Raw genomic sequence first — 20,808 nt, 5'->3', positions numbered from 1 at the left:
AAAAATCACATATAAGATCTCATACAAATGTACATAAAAGTTAATCTGTATATATGATTGACTTTTTTAATTTATATTTAAATTAATTTATCTTAATGTTATAATGAATTAAATAAATATGTGGAGGGATTATGTTGGTAGATATTGATTTAAGTGATTATTATAATGCTGGATATATGTTAGTAAAAATCACAGATAGAGCATCATGTATGAATGATAATGTTTTACCGCAAAAAATATTATCAGTAAGTGCTTGTATTTGCGATCAATTTCCATTTGAGGTCAAGAAGGCGCGAGAAAGTTTACATATAGATAATAAGACTTTTAAAGTTATGAAAAAATGGGTTCAAGTTAAAATTAATGAGGGAAAAATATTTTGTAATAGTTTATTTATTGATCTATCAGATATTAAAGAATTTTATAATTTGTTCTTTACTAATTTAAATCAAATAAAAATTATAGGACTGAATATTCATAAAAAGTATTTTGATATAATAATTGAAGAAGAAAATAACCACTCATATGGGGTTGCCGAAGTAATAAAACCAAAAAGACCTGCTGATTCAACTGGTAAGATATTAGGTTATGAAATATTAGGTGACTTTCATTCTTATATTTGTAATGGTTTAGAAGATGATTACTATAAAGAATTTAATTTAAAATTAAATAGTAATGGATTTATAAGTTCTTTAGAAGAATCCGAAATGTTAGCGAATTATACTAATGAAAATGAACTAGGAGAACCAGTATTTTGGTTATCTTGGTTAATAATTGAATATTAAAAAAATCTGAAAATTATTAAAATAAATAATAATCTTATAGATAGAAATATTGAAATAGAAATTTTCAAAAAATGATAGTTAATTATATTTTAAAATAATATATGTATACATAATTAATTAATAGATTATATAATAAGAACATTAAATAATATTTTTGGCGTCTTTTGTATATACCAATAAACTTGTCAAACATGTTCCTGGTATTGATGGCCTAAAAACAGGGTGGACATCACAATCTGGTTATAACTTAACCGCAACAATGAAAAAAGACAATATGCGTTTAATTAGTGTTATTATGGGAGAAGCATCTCCAACGCAAAGAAATTATGATACAGTAAAACTATTAAAATATGGTTTCAGTCAATATGAAGCAGTGGAATATCAAAGTATAAACTACAAAGTAGATGAATATAAAAACATCTTACTTACACCACAAAAGATTAAGATTGTGACAAAAAAAGGTGAAAAGCCAACAGGTTTAGAAGAACAATTCAACTTTACAATAGATAAAAATGGTGTAAAAGCAGGAGAACAAATTGGAGAACTTAAAATCTTAAAAGATGGAAAAGTAATCTATACAGTTCCATTAACCGTAGAACAAGATGTTAAGAAAGCATCCTATTTTGATGTATTAGGAAGAACGTTTAAATCGATGTTCTTTGATTGATAAATAATTTAAAAGCGATTAGATGAAAGTTTAATCGTTTTTTTTGATATCTTAAACTACTGTTTAATCAAAATGATGCTGAATACTTCTGTATTAAAATCGGGTGATAAGGTTATATATGAAACTAATGGTGAATATGAAATAATATACACTTATGATGTTGACGGGACATCGATTAGTTTTTATTATGACAATGACATTACAGTGAAAAAAGATGGAAATGAATATTTCTACATAAAAGATTTACAAGGAAATATATCAATAATAGTTGATGAAAATGGTGATATTGTTGTAGAATATAGTTATGACGCTTGGGGTAATATTATAAGTACTAAAGAATATAATGCTGATGGAACAGAGAAAACTGAACTTGATATAGCAAAAATAAATCCATATCGTTATCGTGGCTATCGCTATGATGAGGAGACAGGCTACTATTACTTAAACAGTAGATATTATAATCCTGAGCTTGGTAGATTTGTAAATGCTGACGGGTTTTTGGGTGAACAAGGTGATATTCTTGGCCATAATATGTATGCTTATGCAAAGAATAATCCAGTAATGGTGGTGGATCCAGATGGTGAGTTTCCATGGCTTGTACTTGCAGCAATACTATTATTTACACCAGTGGGAGGCACAGTTGCACATGTTGCCACATCTGTAGGAAGTTATGTTTGGATGGCAATTACATCAATTTGGGATGATGAAGTTAGGGTTGATGTGAATGCGATTGGCTGGAATCCTTTTAATAAAAGTGAGGATAAAGTACTAAACTCATCTAATGTATCATTTTACAAGGGAGCACCAGTTTTTAGTACTAATGGAGGAAGGTCAGGATCATTTGGTGCTATATTCTTGTCACGAGGAAGTGATGCTGATACATTAAGGCACGAGAGAGGTCATAACTCACAACTAATGATGATGGGTATTGGAACATATGGATTTACTGTTGGAATTCCGTCTCCATTAAAATTAGGTTCGTGGGATAAGAATGGAAATTATTATGGTGCACCGTGGGAGACTATGGCGGATATACTTGGTGGAGTAAAAAATCGAACTCATAGTAGACGTGAAATGGCAAATGCTTGGCACTATTATGCAATTAGTACCGTATTTTTTCCAGCAACTGCTTTATATTGGTTTTAGGAAAGGTGAATATATGAAGAAAAGATTCTCATTGATTTTATCATTACTAATTATTATTTTTATAAGTGGCTGTGTTAGTGATCCAAACACTTATTTCTTTAATTATGAGGAACTATCATCTAATGTTATTTCAATAGAACTTATTAATTATGAAAACAGCAATCCAAGAATTATAAATGTGAATGAAACTAGTATATCAAATATTGATTTTCAAAAATTGGAGGTTTTAGAGGAATTACCTAGTCAAAGTATTGACAGTTTCATTCGTAGAATTTCGGAAATCACTTTTCATGAATCTAATAAAAGTGCAGAAGCACCAATTGGAAAAGGAATAAAATTAAATTATAAAAACGGAAATTTTGTAATAATATCTTGTACACTTACAAAAGAAAGAGGTTATAGTTTTGTAGCCGAGTTTGATGATAGGGGTAATTTTGTAAAACACATAGCTGAAGTTGCAGATAGACCGAAATTTGAAAAATTATTAGAAGAATATTTTGAAGTATATTGATTTTTTCTTAACTATTAATAATTAGTATGAACAGTCTTCATGAACCTTTTAAGATACAAAATATACAGACAAAACAAATTTATACATGTATTTTGTGGAATGTCAATCATGAAAATGAACTAGTTGTCCCTCTTTGTGAGTATATTTTGATACTTAAATATCATGAAAATTGTGATTGTCAGGATGAATTTTATATAGACTTTTTCAATTTCATTAATACTTTTAAAGATCTAGTTGAACCAGTGATAAATGCTAAAAATGTGTATATATTGTCTCGAGAAAGCTTTCAAGTTAGCTTAAAAAGGTTAACAAAGCTGTTATTGCTTAGTACATCAAAAGCTAATTTTAAAAAAATTCTATAAAATTTATAATATATTTGAAGAAAGGTTTTCTCATGTGTACTTGATAGGGAGTCCCCTCTTGGATGATTGTAGTTAAGATAAGGATGGTGTAAATGAAAAAATATTTTTTATATATTATTGGTTATATAATTTTCTCATTAATTGTTATAATTAAGGGTTGTTTTATTGGATTACTTTTAATTTTATTTCCTGTTATTTTTGAAATAACAAAGAAATGTAATAAAGAAAATAAGAAGTTTGTTCATTATTGTACACTAGGTATTATGATGGTGTTTCTCTTTAATTTAATTATTAAATATTCTATTCTCCATCAATATACAAATTACTTATTTATTGGGTTGCTTTTTATATTATTAGTTATGAATATTGTTACAGATAGAGAATTAAAAAATGGACGGATGCACTTTTTTCAATTGACAACGTTTATAGCTTGCATACTGACTTATTTATATCATGTGTTTCTTCAAAAAGATGTTTATTTTCTAGAATTTTCAATTCTTTGTTCATTATATATTGTCTATTACACATTTATTTCTAGTAATAAATCAGACTCTGAATTATATGTAATTAAAATCAACGAACTTCTAAAAAGTTACAGTGTTTCAAGTGGTGTTAAATTATATTCCACTTATAGTACCTACAAATATTATATCATCCATGCTTTAATTGTTATCTCGCTAATAATTAGTATCACTCAAGGTTGTTATTTCATTTCAATCATCCTATTTCAGTTCTGTCTTATTATTTATACTTATATGTTCTGTCAAGATTTTGTCTTGTTATTAAAATTTAATGAGTTGTTATTTATGTATAAAAATAAAAAATTAACTAAGGTTAATCCTTTAGATTGGACATATACGAAAGTAGGGTTGTGAAATAGAAATCTCCATTGTAAAGAAATAAAAGGATGTATTAAAGAAAAAATATTATTATAATGAAAACATAAAATATAGAGTGCTTTGAAAAAAAAAATACTCGGCTAAATTAAAATGTAAGGTGAGATATCCTTTTAATTATGTTTCTAGTAGTTTATCTGACCATGGTAGTAATTAATCCAAAGCAGCAGGATTATTATCATATACGAGAAACCTCAACAATAATTTTGTGTTTTATTTAAACACAGCTGAACTTGTCAAAAACGTACCTGGTATTGATGGATTAGGACATCATAATCAGGATATAATTTAACCGCAACAATGAAAAAAGACACTATGCGTTTAATTAGTGTTATTATGGGAGAAGCATCGCCAACACAAAGAATTTATGATACAGTAAATCTATTAAAATATGGTTTCTGTCAATATGAAGCAGTGGAATATCGAAGTAAAAACTACAAAGTAGATGAATATAAAAACATCTTACTTACACCACAAAAGATTAAGATTGTGACAAATGATCCAATTTATTTTGTGACAAAAAAAGGTGAGAAACCAACAGGTTTAGAAGAACAATTTAATTTTACAATTGATAAAAATGGTGTAAAAGCAGGAGAACAAATTGGAGAACTAGAAATCCTAAAAGATGGAAAAGTAATTTATACAGTTCCATTAACCGTAGAACAAGATGTTAAGAAAGCATCCTACTTTGAAGTATTAAGAAGAACGTTTAAATCAATGTTCTTTGATTGATAAATAGTTAAAGCGATTAGATGAAAGTTTAATCGCTTTTTTGATATTAGTATACATTACTTTATTCATTTTTACTATCTATTATTTTTTATTCTTTTTCAAATAAGAGTAATGGGAATATATAATGAAACATCTAAAATGGCAAAACAATAATTAAAAGATAAATTTAAAATATGTAAGTCAAACTTTTATTATGGTTAGATTAATTTTTATAAGTATTATTCTATTAATGTTTTTGAAACTGATAATATTTATAAATTAATAAAAAAAATAAAAAGACAGATAATAAACATAGAATAATTGAAAGGTGGTATATAAATGCATCAAAAAAAAATTAAATATCACATGGTTAATAAAATAAATGGAACATCTATTGATATTTCTGGAAATGGTACTCTTGATTATTCTGGTATGAAGCTAGATTTAACATTATCAGAAGTCCCTAAGTGGTGGTCAGGAATGATTGTTCCTTGTATATGCTCTGGTCCTGGTCCGGATCCAACAGATCCAGATGATACTCAGTCTGAAAAGTTGGAAAATCATACTGATAGAATGATTGGTCTTATGAGTATTTCAAAAAGAGGATATAGAACAGCACCGGGTACTTATCGGTTAGCTACTTTGTACGATGATACAGGGAAAATTGTTGCATCTGTTAAGGCAATAGGACGATATGAGAAATACGACAAACATCTTGAGTTTGATATTTCCGTAACTACTCAAACTGTTGAAGGTAATTATCTCCCCGATTTAACAAGCATAGATCATTATAGCTTTACCATCCATCCAGTATGTCCTGGAAATGTGGAACTTTACTCACATTATTCTTTAAGTACAGACGATAATAGAAGGATTTTTGGTTGTACCCATATGCATTATCAATTAATAGGGGATAATTTTCATTTACCAACACCAATGGTAGGTTTTAATAGGATTCATGCTAAACAACAAGGGAATAAACTTGAATACCAAACTGTACAACAAGTACAACCTATGAATGCACTAGGACAATTTTGGGTATAACCTAAGGGAAATATAATCTATATGTATTGATTAGACCATACGTTATTCTTATATTATTTGCATGATAGTTTAAGTAAACACCTGTAATATGCTATATAAATGATCCAATTTATTTTGTGACAAAAAAAGGATAAACCAACAGGTTTAGAAGAACAATTCAACTTTACAATTTATATAAATGGTGTAAAGCAGGAGAATAAATTGGAGAACTAGAAATCCTAAAAGATGGAAAGGATATCTATACAGTCCCATTAACTGTAGAACAAGATGCTAAGAAAGCATCCTGCTTTGAAGTATTAGGAAGAACGTTTTAATCGATGTTGTTTGATTGATAAATAATATAAAAAGCGATTAGATGAAAGTTTAATCGTTTTTTGTGTTGTATCCCCTGATAAAACAAAAAAAATAATGTATAATCATGATGATGTAAATCGATACTTTTGAATTAGAATTATACAAAGTGATATTGCAAATATAGTTGACTAATATGGTAGAATTAAGGTAGCATCTATAATAGAGGGAGATAATAATGAATAAAATTGAATATGAAAAAGTTAAAGAGAACATTAGACACTTTAAGCAAATCCAATACAAGGCTGTCTTGTGTATCATTTTTCTTACAATATTTATAGGATTAATATTTTTTCTAATAGTTTATTATCTTGTGAATAAAAATACTCTTGTTGATGAAACTAAATTAGTTTTTCTAATTTTGACGATACTGGATTTGTGTTTAGTTATTGCTACACTAGTGTATAAAGGAAGAGATATTGATGACACAATAAAAAAAGCAAGTATATTTGCAGAATATAAAAAAATAAATAGTAAAGTCACTATTAATCTCAAACCTTCTAGTAAAGAATTATTCTTGTCTGAATTAAATTCACGTTTAGTAAAACTAAGATATTGTGTAAAAGAATCAAATTTAATAGAAAATAATTTAATTTTAAACGCAAAGAAAAACAAGTTTAGTATTAGTGTACTATTTTTACTGGTTAAAAATATAAAAGTATATTCTTACAAAAAATTAACAATCGAAGATATTAAACGAAAAATACAGTATAACTATAGAAAATCTAATAATAATAAATTTTTTCCAAAGACAACTATTACTTATGTATGTTTTTTGTCAAATGAGTATACTGAAGAAGTGATTGAATATTTAGAATATTTATATAATGAGAATAATGGGGTAACTGATTATATAGTTCCTTTAGGTATTAATTTATCAAATGGAGATGTTTACTTTAAAAAATCAAAACTCTATTTCCGTATTCTAGTGAGAAATGAATTGTATTATTCTATATATAAATTATTAGGCGGAAATATTAGTCAGTTTCGCAATCGTTTTATAGGTTATAGAATATATTGCTTATTGTTTAGCGTATCTGTTATAGCACCTTTTATTTATGTTTATTATTTAAGTAAAAAAGAACTTCCTATTAATTTTAGTATTCTAGGATTGATAATTGTATTTACTTTTTTAATGGGATTTGCAGGCAGTAGAGATGTGATAAAATAATTATTAGTTTAATTGAATAATGCTTTGGGGAGAAAGAATATGAAAAAATTAAATTCTTTTATTATGAGTCATGTAAAATTAGTAAATTTAATTTTATCAATTTTTTATTTGGCTCTTTTTGTTTTTATTTTTTTAGTGGAAAAATTACCTATGGATGGTTCAGGTAAAAAAAGTTATGCTGCTGTTTATTATCGGTGGATTACTGTTTATATTTTCAGGTCTTCTACTTCTTTCCAAGCGTTGTTATTATTCATATTGTTTACATTAGGATTATTGGGAAATTTATTTTTTGTTTTATATTCTGTTTTGAATAGAAAACAAAATATTAAAATTCTTTTGATATTTGCTAACTTAAGTATACTACCTTTGTTAATAGTTTTTATGAGTGGTATAACACTATACATCATATTAAGTTCCTTGTTATTCATTGCTATTTTGGCACTATTGGTTGTCAATATACAGAATAAAAAATCAAATAGACTTACTATTCGTAATACTATTTTTTTAGTTTTAGCAAATAAAATTACTTTCATAACAAATGTTAAATCAGCCTTTTTTTATACACAATACCATTCATTAAAATATTTTTAAGTTTTTGTGGATTATGTATTCTATTTATTAGTTGAGGTGATATCAAATGTCAGGAAAAAAATATAAAAGTTATAATCGTATTCATAAATATTCAAACCCATCTGATATTGAGAAAGGCAAAATAAAGAAAGAGACAGAATCTTATAAAAAATATAATAATAAGATTAAAAAATTAGGTAAAAGAATAGTCAAAAATTATGAGGACCTAGATGATTCTATTCTTGAAATGTATGAAGAATATATCAACGAAGCAGAGCAAGAAAAGAGGAATGCTAAAGGACACAAGAAAAGATTAAAAGAGCTTGAAAAAAGGAAGGATTTAAATTAGTAATTCGATTCTTTTTGTAAAATAACTAGATATCTTAATTAATCAAATATTTTGAAGACTGAGTATAAAAAATCTCAGTCTTTTAATATTTGATGTTTAAATCCTCTAAAGGATATTAGACATGGTCAATTGAAAAAAGCGTTTCAATATGCTAAAATATTTCAGTATATATAAAACCTTGAATGAATCATGATGTGAATTTGTGACGAAAATGTTTGATCTGGTTTATAATAAAATTTCAGTAAAATTCAAGATAAACATACATTTGATAAGTATATAAACGGTTTTTATTAGAGTTAATTTAATTGCGGTAAATGTTAATTTTAGTTGACAGATTTCCAAGCATAGTTGGTAGAGTTAATAATGTTTAAATTGTACAATGAAATGGAGGAGAAGAGATGGAATTTGGTCAAAAGTTATTGTCTTTGAGAAAAGAAAAAGGACTATCTCAAGAAGAGTTAGGTGGTCAATTAATGGTATCAAGGCAAACAGTATCAAAATGGGAATTAGGAGATTCAACACCTGAAATGGATAAATTAATACTAATCAGTGAGTTCTTTGATATTTCACTTGATGAATTAGTAAAAGGTTCGGATACTTCAAATTTAAATATAAAAAATATAGGGACATCTGAAAGTAAACTGTCTATACAAAAAAAAGGAATTTACCATATTATTATTCTGTTAGTAAAAATATTTGGTATCTTACTTTTGATTGACTTTTTAGTTATGATTATCTATTTCATTGTAAACGGGTTTCCTACCTAATATTCATACATCTTACTCCAATAAATATTAAGGAGAAAAAGATGAAACAATCAGAAATAAAATCGTCACATATTGTAAATATTCTGAAATCATTATTGGGATTTATAGGAATTTACATCGTTTCAGAAATAATCGGAGAAGTATGTATCATTATCATTTTAACATGTATGGGTATTAATATTTTTAGTAATGATATACCTAACAATATATTAACACAGACTTTACCATTTTTTGGTTTTATAGTTTTTACTATTACAACTATTCTATATTGTAAATTTATTGAAAAAAGATCACAACAATCAATAGGCTTCATTAAAAAAGGATTTATTAAAAATTACTTAAAAGGATTTGTTATTGGTATACTACTCATATCAATAGTAATATTAATTTCACTTGCTACTGGTGCTTTAACCTATGAAGGTGTAAGTGAAAATATTAATATACTCCCTATCTTATTGTTTCTATTTGCATATATAATTCAAGGGATGGCAGAAGAAGTCATGTGTAGAGGCTATCTAATGACTTCACTATCTAAAAAAACATCCCTATTTTGGGCAATTCTTCTCAGTTCATTAGCATTTACATATCCACATCTACAATCATTGTTTGCAAGTGAAGCTCAATTTGGTATTATTGGTTTAATTAATACAATGCTGTTTTCTTTTTTAGTTTCTCTATTTATGGTAAAAGGAAGAAATATATGGTTGGTAAGTGCAATTCATAGTTCATGGAATTATGTATTGGGTGTAGTCTATGGAATTTGTGTTAGTGGTGGAGAAACACATCCATCAATTTTTAACTTTTCAGTAAATGAATCTAAAAGTTTAATTAATGGTGGAATGTATGGACCAGAAGCTGGTATTATAACCACTATTATTATGATATTTAGTCTAGCAATATTACTATTAACTATTAAAAAAAAGAATAAAATAACATTATAAATAGGATTCCTGCTTATTTTAAGAAGAAATATACTATTAAACAAACTAACACATCATAAAGACTTCTGATATTTAAATATCAGGAGTTTTTATGTACGCCAGCAAAAACTGCTATATTATCTTATGTATTTAAGTTTTAACCTACAGAGTTACGACTGTCAGTAGTGATGATATATGTAAAAAAATATTCTATTATAAAAAGAATTTGTCTTTTATGTTCGTATATGATAATATATATACGAACACAAAAGACAAAGAGGTGGTTTTATGTCTGTAAAAGAATTAGTTTTTAAGTTGATGAAAAAGAATAATGGAATTATAGAATCAAAAGAAGCTAAAGAAGCAGGGATAGATAATAAAGTATTACAACGATTAACTCAGACTGGAGAAATTGAGAGAGTTGGAAGAGGAATCTATATTGATGCAAATTACATACAAGACGAATATCTGGTGACACAGTATAGATGTAAAAAAGGAATTTATTCTCATGAAACTGCATTATTTATTCATGATTTATGTGATAGAATACCATTTCAGCTAATGTTAACTATTCCTTCTGGATATAATACTAGACTCTTAAAAGATAAATATAAATATAAGTTTTTCTATAGTAATAAAAAACTATATGAAATTGGTAAAATGAATTTAAAATCACCTCATGGCAATGAGATTATCGTATATAACAAAGAACGAACTATTTGCGATTGTCTTAGAAAAAAAGATAAGCTAGATTCGGATTTGGTAATTACTGCAGTGAAACAATATATGAATGAACTAGGAGCAGATTATTCAAGATTACTAACGTATGCAGAAATTTTTAACGTCAGAGAATTAGTTCGTCAGTATATGGAGGTGTTATCATGAGTATAAGTAGTCCAAGACAATTAAAGGATTGGATTAATAATATGTCAAAGCAAAATAATCTTGTAGCCAATACTGTTCTACAAAATTTTATGATGGAAAGGTTGTTAGAAAGAATTTCTGTCTCTCAGTACAAAGACAATGTTATTCTTAAAGGTGGATTCCTAATCGCAGCTATGGTGGATATCGATATGAGAAGTACTATTGATATGGATACAACAATAAAAGGAATATCAGTTAATGAGGATACTATCAAAAAGATCATTAGTAATATTTTATCAATAGATATTGAAGATAATGTAACATTTAAATTAAAATGCATAAAAAATATTCATGTGCTACTTAACATGGGCATAGCAAAAAAAATATAGGAAGTTTAATCTTGAATGATAAGGGAAATAAGTTATTAAAAGAAAGATGAGGAGATAAAAATGGATTATCGAAAAATATTGAAAGAGTTTCCAGAAATAGAAACGGAAAAAATTAGATTGAGAAAATTAAGGTTAGATGATGGACCGGAGTTATTTAAATACTACTCCAATGAAAAAGTATATCGTTACCTTGACTGGAATGGCCCTGAAACCTTAGAGAAAAGTTATGATGTCATAAAAATATGGAACCAAGGTTTTATTGATGGTTGGATTATTCGCTTTGCCATTGCTGATAAAGTAACTGATAAGATAATAGGAACTATTTTATTAAATGAGTTTGAAGGAAAAAGGGCTGAAATAGGATATGAGTTATCTGAAGATTACTGGCGTAATGGTATTATGTCTGAAGCTATGTATGAAGTATTATCCCTTGGATTTAAACAATTAGGTTTAGTGAGAATACAAGCATTTGTATGTGAAGAAAATACTGCTTCAAAAGAGCTTCTAAAAAAATTCAATTTCAAAGAGGAAGGATATTTAAGAAAATATGAATGTCATTATGTAACGGGTGAATGTAAAGATATGTATGTGTATGGGTTGGTAAATACAGACTTTAAGAGTAGATAATTCAATGAAATGTTAAATGATATTCTTATTATTGAAAAATAAAATATATTATTACACATAAAGACTTCTGACATTTAATTGTCGGAAGTCTTTTTTTAGAAAAGTCTAATTATAACTGGGATACTAAAATAGATTCTAACCCGTAATAGTATGTCTATTATTCATTCATAGTCATTTATCTTAAAAAAAGAATACAAAAATAAAATTTTTGCTGAAATAAAGATTAATTTTGGTATAATTAAGAGGATAAGTAGTTGGTTCGGTTGTGATAAGGTTAAACATTTTGTAAATCAGAAAATTTAATATCTAATCAAATGGAGGTAATAAATATGTTAAAAAATATTAAATATGTTGGTCATCGTGGGAGTAGAGGCGTTGGAGTAGAGAATACGATTGAAGCATTTCAAGAAGGAATTAAACGAGGGTATTTTGCTCTAGAATGTGATATTAGAGTAACTAAAGATAATCAATTCGTTGTAATTCATGATGAGACCTTAGAAAGATTAGCACCAAATGATCCTTTAAATTCATTTCAAATTACTGAACTAACTTATGAACAGTTAAAACAGGTAACCTTAACACAAACTTATCAGGGAAGAATACTAACTGGTAAAATACCATTATTAAAAGAGTATTTAAAATTATGTAAACAAAATAATATAATACCAGTCATTGAACTTAAATGGTCAACTGGAATAAATGACAATGATAATAGTAATGTTTCAAATTTAATTCAATTAATTAAGGATGAAGGAATGTATAATAACTGTGTTATACTAACGTCAATGAAAAACACTATAAAATATATAAGAGATCATTATCAAGATATATCCTTACAATTATTAATTGGTGGAAATTCAAAAATTAGTGATGAAATTTTAAAGTTTGCTGTTTTAAATAGATTATCAGTCGATATAGAAAAGAATGTATTAACTAAAGAAATTATTGATTTTATACATGCAAATAAATTACTTGTAAATGTATGGGTTGTAAATGAAATTAATCAAGCAAAACAGTTTTCTTCATGGGGAGTAGATATGATTACAACGGATGTATTAAATTAAATAAAAAATAACTAAAACACCTGAAATTATAAATTTTCAGGTGTTTTAAATATTATTATTATAATTTAGTTAGGTTTTAACTCGCTCAATATCTTCAACAGGTAACCAATCTTCCATACTTCCATAATTACTTTTATCAATTTTAAAGGGTTCTATTTCTTTAAAATTATCAATGCTGATTAATACTAAATATTTTTTTCCTGCCCATCTTTTATGCTGAAGCGCACTTAACTGTAATTTATCTGAGTTATCATCAACAAGCTTAATTGATTCTTCTGTTGTCATTTTAGTAGAATTATAAACATCAGTTACCATCGCTTTTGCTTTCACTAAACCCTCACCATTATTACTAATAAAATATAATACATCATCCTTAAATACTCTACCATAAGGCATCTTTCTCCCTGCTCCGCCTCTAATAATACAGGATTTGGTTTTAGTAATTAGTTTATCAAATTCTTTTGCTTTTGTATTTAAATATACAACATGATCCATAGTCTTATTCTACTTCTTTTATAATAGGAATCCAAATTTCTGTAAGATAATTAGGGCTCTGTGTATCGCCTTCATAATAAACTTCTAATTCAGGTAAATTAGCATGTTTATAGCCGGTTGATGGAAACCATTCAGAAAAAATTCGTTTTGTAGTACTTTGAATATTTTCTCCTATTGGGCCTCTTACTTCAAAAATTGCCCAACTAGCACTTGGAACGAAATAATTATCATATTCAGATAACTTTTCTTCTGTAAAGATCCCAATAACATAATCAAAATTATTGTCAACCTCAGGGGCCATTGGTATGCAAGCTCCGATGCAGTTACCATCGCTTGATTTTTTCATCATTTCCTCAAATTGACCATTCTTCATTACTTCATCCCAAAATTTCGGGATGTTAATAAAATTTTCACCGTTTTCAATAGAAAAATTTCTAGTCATACCACAAAAACTAAATTCAGGTTTTTTTTCAATTTTGTAATCCATAGGGACATCTCCTTTTAACATTATTTGAATTAATAATTTCGGAAATGCTTTAATCGTCACTTTTTTCTTTCTAACTTCTGAAGGATTAACTCCGTGCATTTTCTTAAACGCTCTAGAAAAAGCCTCTGAAGATTCATAACCATATTTGATAGCGACATCAATTACTTTTATATTATTCATTATGAGTTCACTAGCAGCTAGGGATAGTCTTCTATTCCTTATATACTCAAATACAGTAATTCCTGTCAATATGTAAAACATCCGTTGATAATAATAGGGTGAGGACATAGCTACTTTGGCTATCTCTTTAATGGTTATTGGTTCTGTTAAGTTTTCTTCAATATAATCGATCGAGTTTGAAAGTATTTTTACCCAGTTCATAAAGTCATCTCCTAACATAAGTATATGTGATTAATCTTAAAAAAACTTGACTTTAAATGCCCTTGTCTATCAGTTGTTAAAAATTGATATATAAGATATATCTTATATATTTTTATCTATTTGGTTTTTAATTTATGACTTGTTTTAATCTTACACTTTAATATGTAGTAATGCAATTGGAATTTATAAATTTTAGTTGATTTTTGAAAAATTTTAAAATTAACTATATATTTATTAAATTCACCATTGACATAACATTTAAAAAATAATATAATACGAAATAGATAAATTACCATTTTCGTAATAAATTATATTGTGGAAAGGAGATTAAGAAATGAAAGACAATATTAGTAAAAATGAAATTCAAGCTTTAGATGAAACCTGGCATAAACTGATTCATATATATCAAAGGACAAGTAATGAATTGGGGAAAGAAAAGCTTGAGGGTGTAACAACAATTGAAATTAGCATTCTAAATATTGTTTATAGACAACCAGAGGTAATACTTAAAGATATAACAAAAATGCTAGGTATACCAAATAGTACATTGACTAATGCGGTAGACCGCCTTGAAAAACGAGGACTTATCAAAAGAGCTATCAGTAAAAGAGATAGAAGATCTTTTGCACTTGAGTTAACAGAAGATGGAAGAATTGCTCAACTTGAGCATAAAAAAGCAGAAAAATTAATGTGTCACAAAATATTAAGTATTTATGATTCAAAAGAAGAGCGACTAGAACTAATTAGATTACTTGGAAAGCTTACGGATAAATTTTAAGTGAATAACATAATTACTTTAATAGGTTGTTAAAAATGTGGGGAATTGCTTTGAAAGAAAGAGTAGTTTTAAGTTGTCAATAAAATATTACTAAGAAAGAGAGAGGGAAATTGATTAATTTAAAAAAATATGGAAAGGCTTTAATTACAGGAGCGTCGAGTGGTATAGGAGAACAATATGCTAGAAAGATGGCATCATTAAATAATGATTTGGTTCTTGTGGCAAGAAGAAAAGAAAAATTAGATACATTAGCAAAAGAGTTAGAAAGCAATTATGGTGTACAAATAGATATTATACAAGCAGATTTATCTTTGGAAAATGATGTTATTAGGGTAGAGAAGTATATAAATCAAAATTCTGATATATCAATATTAATTAACAATGCAGGATTTGCTGTGCCAGAAATTTTTTCAGAGAGTGAAATTGATAAACAACTTTCAATGATTTATGTACACAATATTGCTTGTGTACGATTAACACATGCTTCAATAAAATATATGTTTAAAAAGAATAAAGGAATTATTATAAATGTTGCTTCAACATTAGCATATATGCCAATGGAAAAAAACAGTATTTATTGTGCATCTAAGGCTTTTATAAATTCTTTTTCTGAAGTAGTAAATTATGAATCCAAAGATAAGGGAATTATTATTCAAGCGTTAAACCCAGGTTTAACACATTCAAATTTTCATAGTACTGAATTATTTAATAAATTAGAAAAGCAAAAATATCCCGAATCTGTTTGGATGAGTGTAGAGGAAGTTGTGTTCCAGTCTCTTAAAAATTTAGGGAAAAAAGTAGTATTTATTCCTGGATTGAAAAACCGTATGATGGTAAAGATGTATAAATTGTTAAAGAAATAACTATTAGTTTATGTTCAGAAATAGATTAAAGGAAAACTAACTTGAAATGTCATAAAAAAGTTTTTAAATATCTATTGACTCTAACAGTGTGTGAGGGTTTAGAATATAATTACAATCCGGATTGATTATTGGGAGGTAGTATGTTAAAAATTGGAGATTTTTCAAAGCTTACACGTGTATCAATAAGAATGCTTAGACATTATGATGAAAAAGGACTATTAAAACCAGAACGAATTGATAAATTTACTGGTTATCGATTCTACTCAATTGAACAAATTCCAAAGGTTAATCGCATACAAGCTTTGAAAGAAATGGGATTCTCGCTTTCTGAAATATACGAACTGATGGCACGAAATTTAGATTCTAAACAATTACGTATTCTTTTGGAAAATAGAAAAAGAGAAATTCTTACAGCGATTGATCATGAAAAGGGAAAATTGATAAGGGTAAAAACCCTAATTAAATCTATTGAAAAGGAGAATTTAAATATGAATTATGACATTACAATAAAAACTATTCCATCTTATAAAGTATTATCATTAAGAGATATTATTCCTGCTTATAATGCTGAAGGTAAATTATGGGAGGAACTTCAGAAATTTGCGAAAAATAATAATATAAAAGGAAATACACCTTGTTATGCCATCTATCATGACACAGAATTTAAAGAAAGTGATGTTGATGTTGAAGTAACCATGTGCATAAATGATGAAGTTCCTGAAAATAATCGTATAAAAATTAGGGAACTAGAAGAAGTTTTAGAAATGGCAGTTGTTTTTCACCATGGACCTTTTGAAGAAATGACTTCAGCTTATCAAGCTTTAGGAGAATGGATGGAATCTAATGGCTATGAAATGAATGGTCCTACAAGAGCAATTTATCATAAAGGACCTTGGTGTGAAGAAGACTCTGCTAATTATTTAACTGAGATTCAAGCACCAGTTGTTAAAAAGTAATCGTTTATTAAATGAGCTGTCGGTTAATTAGATATTTACTGTAGCCCCATGAATACAAAAAAGGCAACTCCTTGGAGTTGCTCTTTTTGCGTTATATCTGTTAAAATATGACTATGATAACCAATAATTGGTATAAATAATTTTTCAAAAAAGAACAACAGTTTTTTTAAATTAATTTACATGAAATTGGATTAAACACTAACCATAGGGCATATTTCTCCCAGCTGCGTCTCTTATAATACAGGACTTAGTTTTTTATCAAATTCTTTTGCATTTGTATTTAAATATACAACATGATCGATAGTTTTATTTTTCTTCTTTTATGATAGGAATCCAAATTTCTGTAAGATAATTAGGGCTCTGTGTATCACCATCATAATAAACTTCTAATTCAGGTAAATCAGCATGTTTATAGCCGGTTGATGGAAACCATTCAGAAAAAATTCGTTTCCATGTATTTTGAAGTTTTTCTCCTATTGGGCCTCTCACTTCAAAGATTGCCCAATTAGCACTTGGAACCATATGATTATCATATTCAGATAATTTTTCTTCTGTAAAGATCCCAATAACGTAATCAAAATTATTGTCAACCTCAGGGTCCATGGGCATACAAGCTCCGATACATTTACCATCCCTTGATTTTTTCATCATTTCTTCAAATTGACCATTCTGCATTACTTCTCCCCAAAACTTAGGGACGTTGATATAATTTTCACCATTTTCTGTAGAAACATTCTTAGTCATCCCACAAAAACTAAATTCAGGTTTCTTTTCAATTTTGTAATCCATAGGGACATCTCCTTTTAACATTATTTGAATTATTAATTTCGGAAATGCTTTAATAGTCACTTTTTTCTTTCTAACCTCTGAAGGATTAACTCCATGCATTTTCTTAAATGCTCTAGAAAAAGCCTCGGAAGATTCATAACCATATTTGATAGCGACATCAATTACTTTTATATTATTCATTATGAGTTCACTAGCAGCTAGGGATAGTCTTCTATTCCTTATATACTCAAATACAGTAATTCCTGTCAATATGTAAAACATCCGTTGATAATAATAGGGTGAGGACATAGCTACTTTGGCTATCTCTTTAATGGTTATTGGTTCTGTTAAATTTTCTTCAATATAATCAATCGAGTTTGAAAGTATTTTTACCCAGTTCATAAAGTCATCTCCTACCTCAATTATATATGTTTTATCGAAAAAAACTTGATTATAAATGCGCTTATAAATCAGTTTTTCCATAAATTGTTTATTTACTTTAATAATACACGTTAACATATAGAAATGCAAATTATATAGTTATTTATTAATAATTATCGATTATAAATTATATGGTGATTAAACTAATATTATTGTAAAACGGACTACTAAAATCAGAACAGATTGATAAGTTTAATGGTTATCGGTTCTACTCTATTGACAAAGGTCAATCGTATTCAAGCTTTGAAAGAAATGGGATTCTCACTTTCTGAAATAGTTTAACTAATGGCACGTAATTTAGATTCTAAACATTTACGATTTCTTAAAAGGGAAAATTGAAAAGGGTAATTATTTCTATTGTTTTATGACATCACAATAAAAACTATTCCATCTTATAAAGTATTACCATTAAGAGATATTATTCTTGCTTATAATGCTGAAGGTAATTATAGGAGGAACTTCAGAAATTTACGAAAACGAAGACTCTGCTAATTATTTAACTGAGATTCAAGCACCCGTTGCTAAAAAGTAATCATTAATAAAGAGGATGAACTGACATACTAGTTCATCCTCTTTTACATTTTAATAATATCAAAAAGATCAGAACTGGACTAAGTATTAAATCTTGAAATGATTTATGATATAATTTTAAATATAGAGTGAATAATTGAAAGTAAAAATTTATAAAAAAATAAATATTTTTTCAAACCAATTTCAATCTTCTGACACTATATAAGTGAAGTAGGTGAATATATGGAAGAACGATTAATTGATAAGTTACTAACAGAGTATCTTGATAAGATTTACTTTTACTCTATTAAAAGAATAAGTTGTGTAAATGATGCAGAGGACCTTTCGCAAACTATTTTAATGGATATAATCATTAATTTTAAAAAAGGTATTATTCCAGAAAATTTTGATAATTATGTTTGGAAAATAGTCAAAAATCAATATGCTAAATTTATAAAATATAGAGTGAAAGAACGCAAAAATTTAATAAATGAATATGATCTAGATAGACTCCCTAATAACCAAATTAATGCATTTGATAATCTTGTTCTAAAAGAACAGAGTGAAAGTGTTAGATGTGCATTAAAGTTATTATCTAAAGACTATTTAAACATTCTTGTTGCTTATTATATTGATGACTTATCTATTAAAGAAATTTCTAAAAACACTAATCTTCCTCTAGGAACTGTAAAATATAAGTTATACAGTTTACGTCAAAAATTAAAGGAGGTTATCCAATTGAATCAATTAAATGGAAAAAAAACTTATTCTCCAGAAGACTTAAGCCCATTATTTCATGTAAATAAAGAAGGTACTGAAGGGAGTCCATGGAATTTGTTCTCTAATCTGATTCAAAAAAATATTTTATTACATGCCTATAAAAATCCATCATCACTAAAAGACTTCGCTTTAGAACTAGGTATCTCCATGCCTTATATTGAAGAAATAGTGTATCAATTAAAACTAGGGACTGTTCTAAAAGAAGTAGAAAGAAACAAATATGTTACCAATTTTACAATTGTATCAAAAAAAGAACAAAGAGAAGTGAAAGAATATATCACTAGAGAAAAAGAGTCACTTGGTAAAGCTGTATTTGATTGGTTAGATGATGTAATAGAAGATGTTAGAGAGATTGGTTTTGTAGGAAGTGATTTATCGAAAGAATATCTTTACTGGCAACTTCTATCGTTGATTTGGGTTTTATTAGAAGATGAAGTGTGTGATTTTAAAGTAAGTGAACGTCCATTTGGTGGGAAGTGGGATGCACTAGCTTATGAAAACCGTGAGTATGATCCAGAATTATTTTTTGTAGGATTAAATGGTCATTTTGACTCTAAAAGAATTGTATTTTATCTTGAACATGATATTACACATCTTGAACTAAGAAATCGTAGAATTACATTACTTGAGGATGATCTTGTTGATGTCTTAAGAATGATTTGCATGACTTCAAAAGATGAACTAGTAGTTGAAGATGTTTTAAAGAAATATGATAAGTCAATTAAAAGATTGTGTGAGAAAAATTTAATTAAGGTAATTGAAAACAAAATCAAGGTAAATACGGTTTATTTACAAGATGGTGAAAGAGAAAAAATCTATGAAACAATTAGTAAAAGTCCTAAACTTGATAAAGTAATTAATCATTATACTTTATTTAAAAAATGGATAATAGAAAATATTGCGGTTTTCGACAATGTGGAGCATGTAGCTATTTCAATGCTGGGGTGGTTTAGATCTAGTATCATTTTATATGGAATTAAACACCAGTATTTAAGTTTAGATAAAGAATCAGAAGTATTTGCTTATAGTGTATTTTTTGAAGAAATGAGTACCTCAATTGATTTTAAGTAACTACTACATCTTTAAACTCAACCCATGGTTGTATAAAACTAAAATAATTAGTTATTGTATATATTTTAAATAACCAATATACTTATA

The 20,808-nt window shown here is 27.3% G+C and carries 23 protein-coding genes; 20 read left to right on the top strand and 3 right to left on the bottom strand.

All coding sequences use genetic code 11. The features are described from left to right. Positions 1-131 precede the first annotated feature (131 nt). From KHQ81_09085 to KHQ81_09010, 16 genes are all read left to right on the top strand, one after another. Entirely contained in the window at positions 132-782 is a 651-nt protein-coding gene (locus KHQ81_09085; GenBank protein QVK17041.1) for a hypothetical protein, read from the top strand. Between the two features lie 154 nt (positions 783-936). After that, the gene (locus KHQ81_09080) at positions 937-1,449 is read left to right on the top strand and encodes a D-alanyl-D-alanine carboxypeptidase (protein QVK17040.1); all 513 of its coding nucleotides are present in this window, start codon (positions 937-939) and stop codon (positions 1,447-1,449) included. A gap of 72 nt (positions 1,450-1,521) precedes the next feature. Continuing rightward, the gene (locus KHQ81_09075) at positions 1,522-2,595 is read left to right on the top strand and encodes an RHS repeat-associated core domain-containing protein (protein ID QVK17039.1); all 1,074 of its coding nucleotides are present in this window, start codon (positions 1,522-1,524) and stop codon (positions 2,593-2,595) included. Positions 2,596-2,608: 13 nt separating this feature from the next. After that, positions 2,609-3,106, top strand: a complete 498-nt coding sequence (locus KHQ81_09070) for a hypothetical protein (GenBank protein QVK17038.1) — start codon at positions 2,609-2,611, stop codon at positions 3,104-3,106. A 454-nt stretch (positions 3,107-3,560) separates the two neighbouring features. Continuing rightward, complete coding sequence (locus tag KHQ81_09065; GenBank protein ID QVK17037.1) at positions 3,561-4,343, top strand: hypothetical protein; 783 nt, start codon at positions 3,561-3,563, stop codon at positions 4,341-4,343. Positions 4,344-4,679: 336 nt separating this feature from the next. Further along, on the top strand, positions 4,680-5,096 hold the full coding sequence (locus KHQ81_09060; protein ID QVK17036.1) for a hypothetical protein: 417 nt from the start codon (positions 4,680-4,682) through the stop codon (positions 5,094-5,096). A 318-nt stretch (positions 5,097-5,414) separates the two neighbouring features. Beyond that, a complete protein-coding gene (locus tag KHQ81_09055) occupies positions 5,415-6,119 on the top strand; it encodes a hypothetical protein (protein ID QVK17035.1) in 705 nt (234 codons plus the stop codon). A 529-nt stretch (positions 6,120-6,648) separates the two neighbouring features. Next, positions 6,649-7,641 (top strand): hypothetical protein, encoded by a 993-nt coding sequence (locus KHQ81_09050; GenBank protein ID QVK17034.1) that lies wholly within the window; start codon positions 6,649-6,651, stop codon positions 7,639-7,641. 39 nt (positions 7,642-7,680) lie between these two features. Then, positions 7,681-8,232: a hypothetical protein gene (locus KHQ81_09045; GenBank protein ID QVK17033.1), complete on the top strand. Its 552-nt coding sequence runs from the start codon at positions 7,681-7,683 to the stop codon at positions 8,230-8,232. Between the two features lie 46 nt (positions 8,233-8,278). Next, complete coding sequence (locus KHQ81_09040) at positions 8,279-8,560, top strand: hypothetical protein (protein QVK17032.1); 282 nt, start codon at positions 8,279-8,281, stop codon at positions 8,558-8,560. A 398-nt stretch (positions 8,561-8,958) separates the two neighbouring features. Beyond that, positions 8,959-9,327 carry a helix-turn-helix transcriptional regulator gene (locus tag KHQ81_09035; protein ID QVK17031.1) on the top strand — a complete coding sequence of 123 codons (369 nt, stop codon included), beginning with the start codon at positions 8,959-8,961 and terminating at the stop codon, positions 9,325-9,327. Between the two features lie 41 nt (positions 9,328-9,368). Continuing rightward, positions 9,369-10,268, top strand: coding sequence for a CPBP family intramembrane metalloprotease (locus tag KHQ81_09030; GenBank protein QVK17030.1), 900 nt, complete (start codon positions 9,369-9,371; stop codon positions 10,266-10,268). 267 nt (positions 10,269-10,535) lie between these two features. Next, on the top strand, positions 10,536-11,132 hold the full coding sequence (locus KHQ81_09025) for a type IV toxin-antitoxin system AbiEi family antitoxin domain-containing protein (GenBank protein ID QVK17029.1): 597 nt from the start codon (positions 10,536-10,538) through the stop codon (positions 11,130-11,132). Continuing rightward, on the top strand, positions 11,129-11,500 hold the full coding sequence (locus KHQ81_09020; protein ID QVK17028.1) for a nucleotidyl transferase AbiEii/AbiGii toxin family protein: 372 nt from the start codon (positions 11,129-11,131) through the stop codon (positions 11,498-11,500). Before KHQ81_09025 ends, KHQ81_09020 begins: the two co-directional genes overlap by 4 nt. A gap of 60 nt (positions 11,501-11,560) precedes the next feature. Next, a complete protein-coding gene (locus KHQ81_09015; protein QVK17027.1) occupies positions 11,561-12,127 on the top strand; it encodes a GNAT family N-acetyltransferase in 567 nt (188 codons plus the stop codon). Between the two features lie 329 nt (positions 12,128-12,456). Then, positions 12,457-13,191, top strand: a complete 735-nt coding sequence (locus KHQ81_09010) for a hypothetical protein (protein ID QVK17026.1) — start codon at positions 12,457-12,459, stop codon at positions 13,189-13,191. A gap of 69 nt (positions 13,192-13,260) precedes the next feature. On the opposite strand, the gene KHQ81_09005 is transcribed toward KHQ81_09010, so the two are convergent. Both KHQ81_09005 and KHQ81_09000 read right to left on the bottom strand, forming a co-directional pair. Further along, positions 13,261-13,686, bottom strand: a complete 426-nt coding sequence (locus tag KHQ81_09005; GenBank protein ID QVK17025.1) for a hypothetical protein — start codon at positions 13,684-13,686, stop codon at positions 13,261-13,263. Positions 13,687-13,690: 4 nt separating this feature from the next. Then, entirely contained in the window at positions 13,691-14,554 is an 864-nt protein-coding gene (locus tag KHQ81_09000) for an AraC family transcriptional regulator (GenBank protein QVK17024.1), read from the bottom strand. 334 nt (positions 14,555-14,888) lie between these two features. Here KHQ81_09000 and KHQ81_08995 point away from each other — a divergent pair, with 334 nt between their 5' ends. From KHQ81_08995 to KHQ81_08985, 3 genes are all read left to right on the top strand, one after another. Further along, positions 14,889-15,332: a MarR family transcriptional regulator gene (locus tag KHQ81_08995; GenBank protein ID QVK17023.1), complete on the top strand. Its 444-nt coding sequence runs from the start codon at positions 14,889-14,891 to the stop codon at positions 15,330-15,332. A gap of 110 nt (positions 15,333-15,442) precedes the next feature. After that, complete coding sequence (locus KHQ81_08990; GenBank protein QVK17022.1) at positions 15,443-16,195, top strand: SDR family oxidoreductase; 753 nt, start codon at positions 15,443-15,445, stop codon at positions 16,193-16,195. 140 nt (positions 16,196-16,335) lie between these two features. Further along, positions 16,336-17,151, top strand: coding sequence for a MerR family transcriptional regulator (locus KHQ81_08985; protein ID QVK17021.1), 816 nt, complete (start codon positions 16,336-16,338; stop codon positions 17,149-17,151). Between the two features lie 306 nt (positions 17,152-17,457). Here the strand turns inward: KHQ81_08985 and KHQ81_08980 are convergent, their stop codons facing one another. Continuing rightward, positions 17,458-18,321, bottom strand: coding sequence for an AraC family transcriptional regulator (locus KHQ81_08980; protein QVK17020.1), 864 nt, complete (start codon positions 18,319-18,321; stop codon positions 17,458-17,460). 792 nt (positions 18,322-19,113) lie between these two features. Between KHQ81_08980 and KHQ81_08975 the strand changes: the two genes are divergently transcribed. Then, a complete protein-coding gene (locus tag KHQ81_08975; protein ID QVK17019.1) occupies positions 19,114-20,721 on the top strand; it encodes a sigma-70 family RNA polymerase sigma factor in 1,608 nt (535 codons plus the stop codon). The last annotated feature ends 87 nt before the right edge of the window (positions 20,722-20,808 follow it).

The organism is Mycoplasmatota bacterium (assembly GCA_018394295.1).
Lineage (GTDB): Bacteria > Bacillota_I > Bacilli_A > Haloplasmatales > Haloplasmataceae > JAENYC01.
This window is presented reverse-complemented; position numbering and strand designations above follow the sequence as displayed.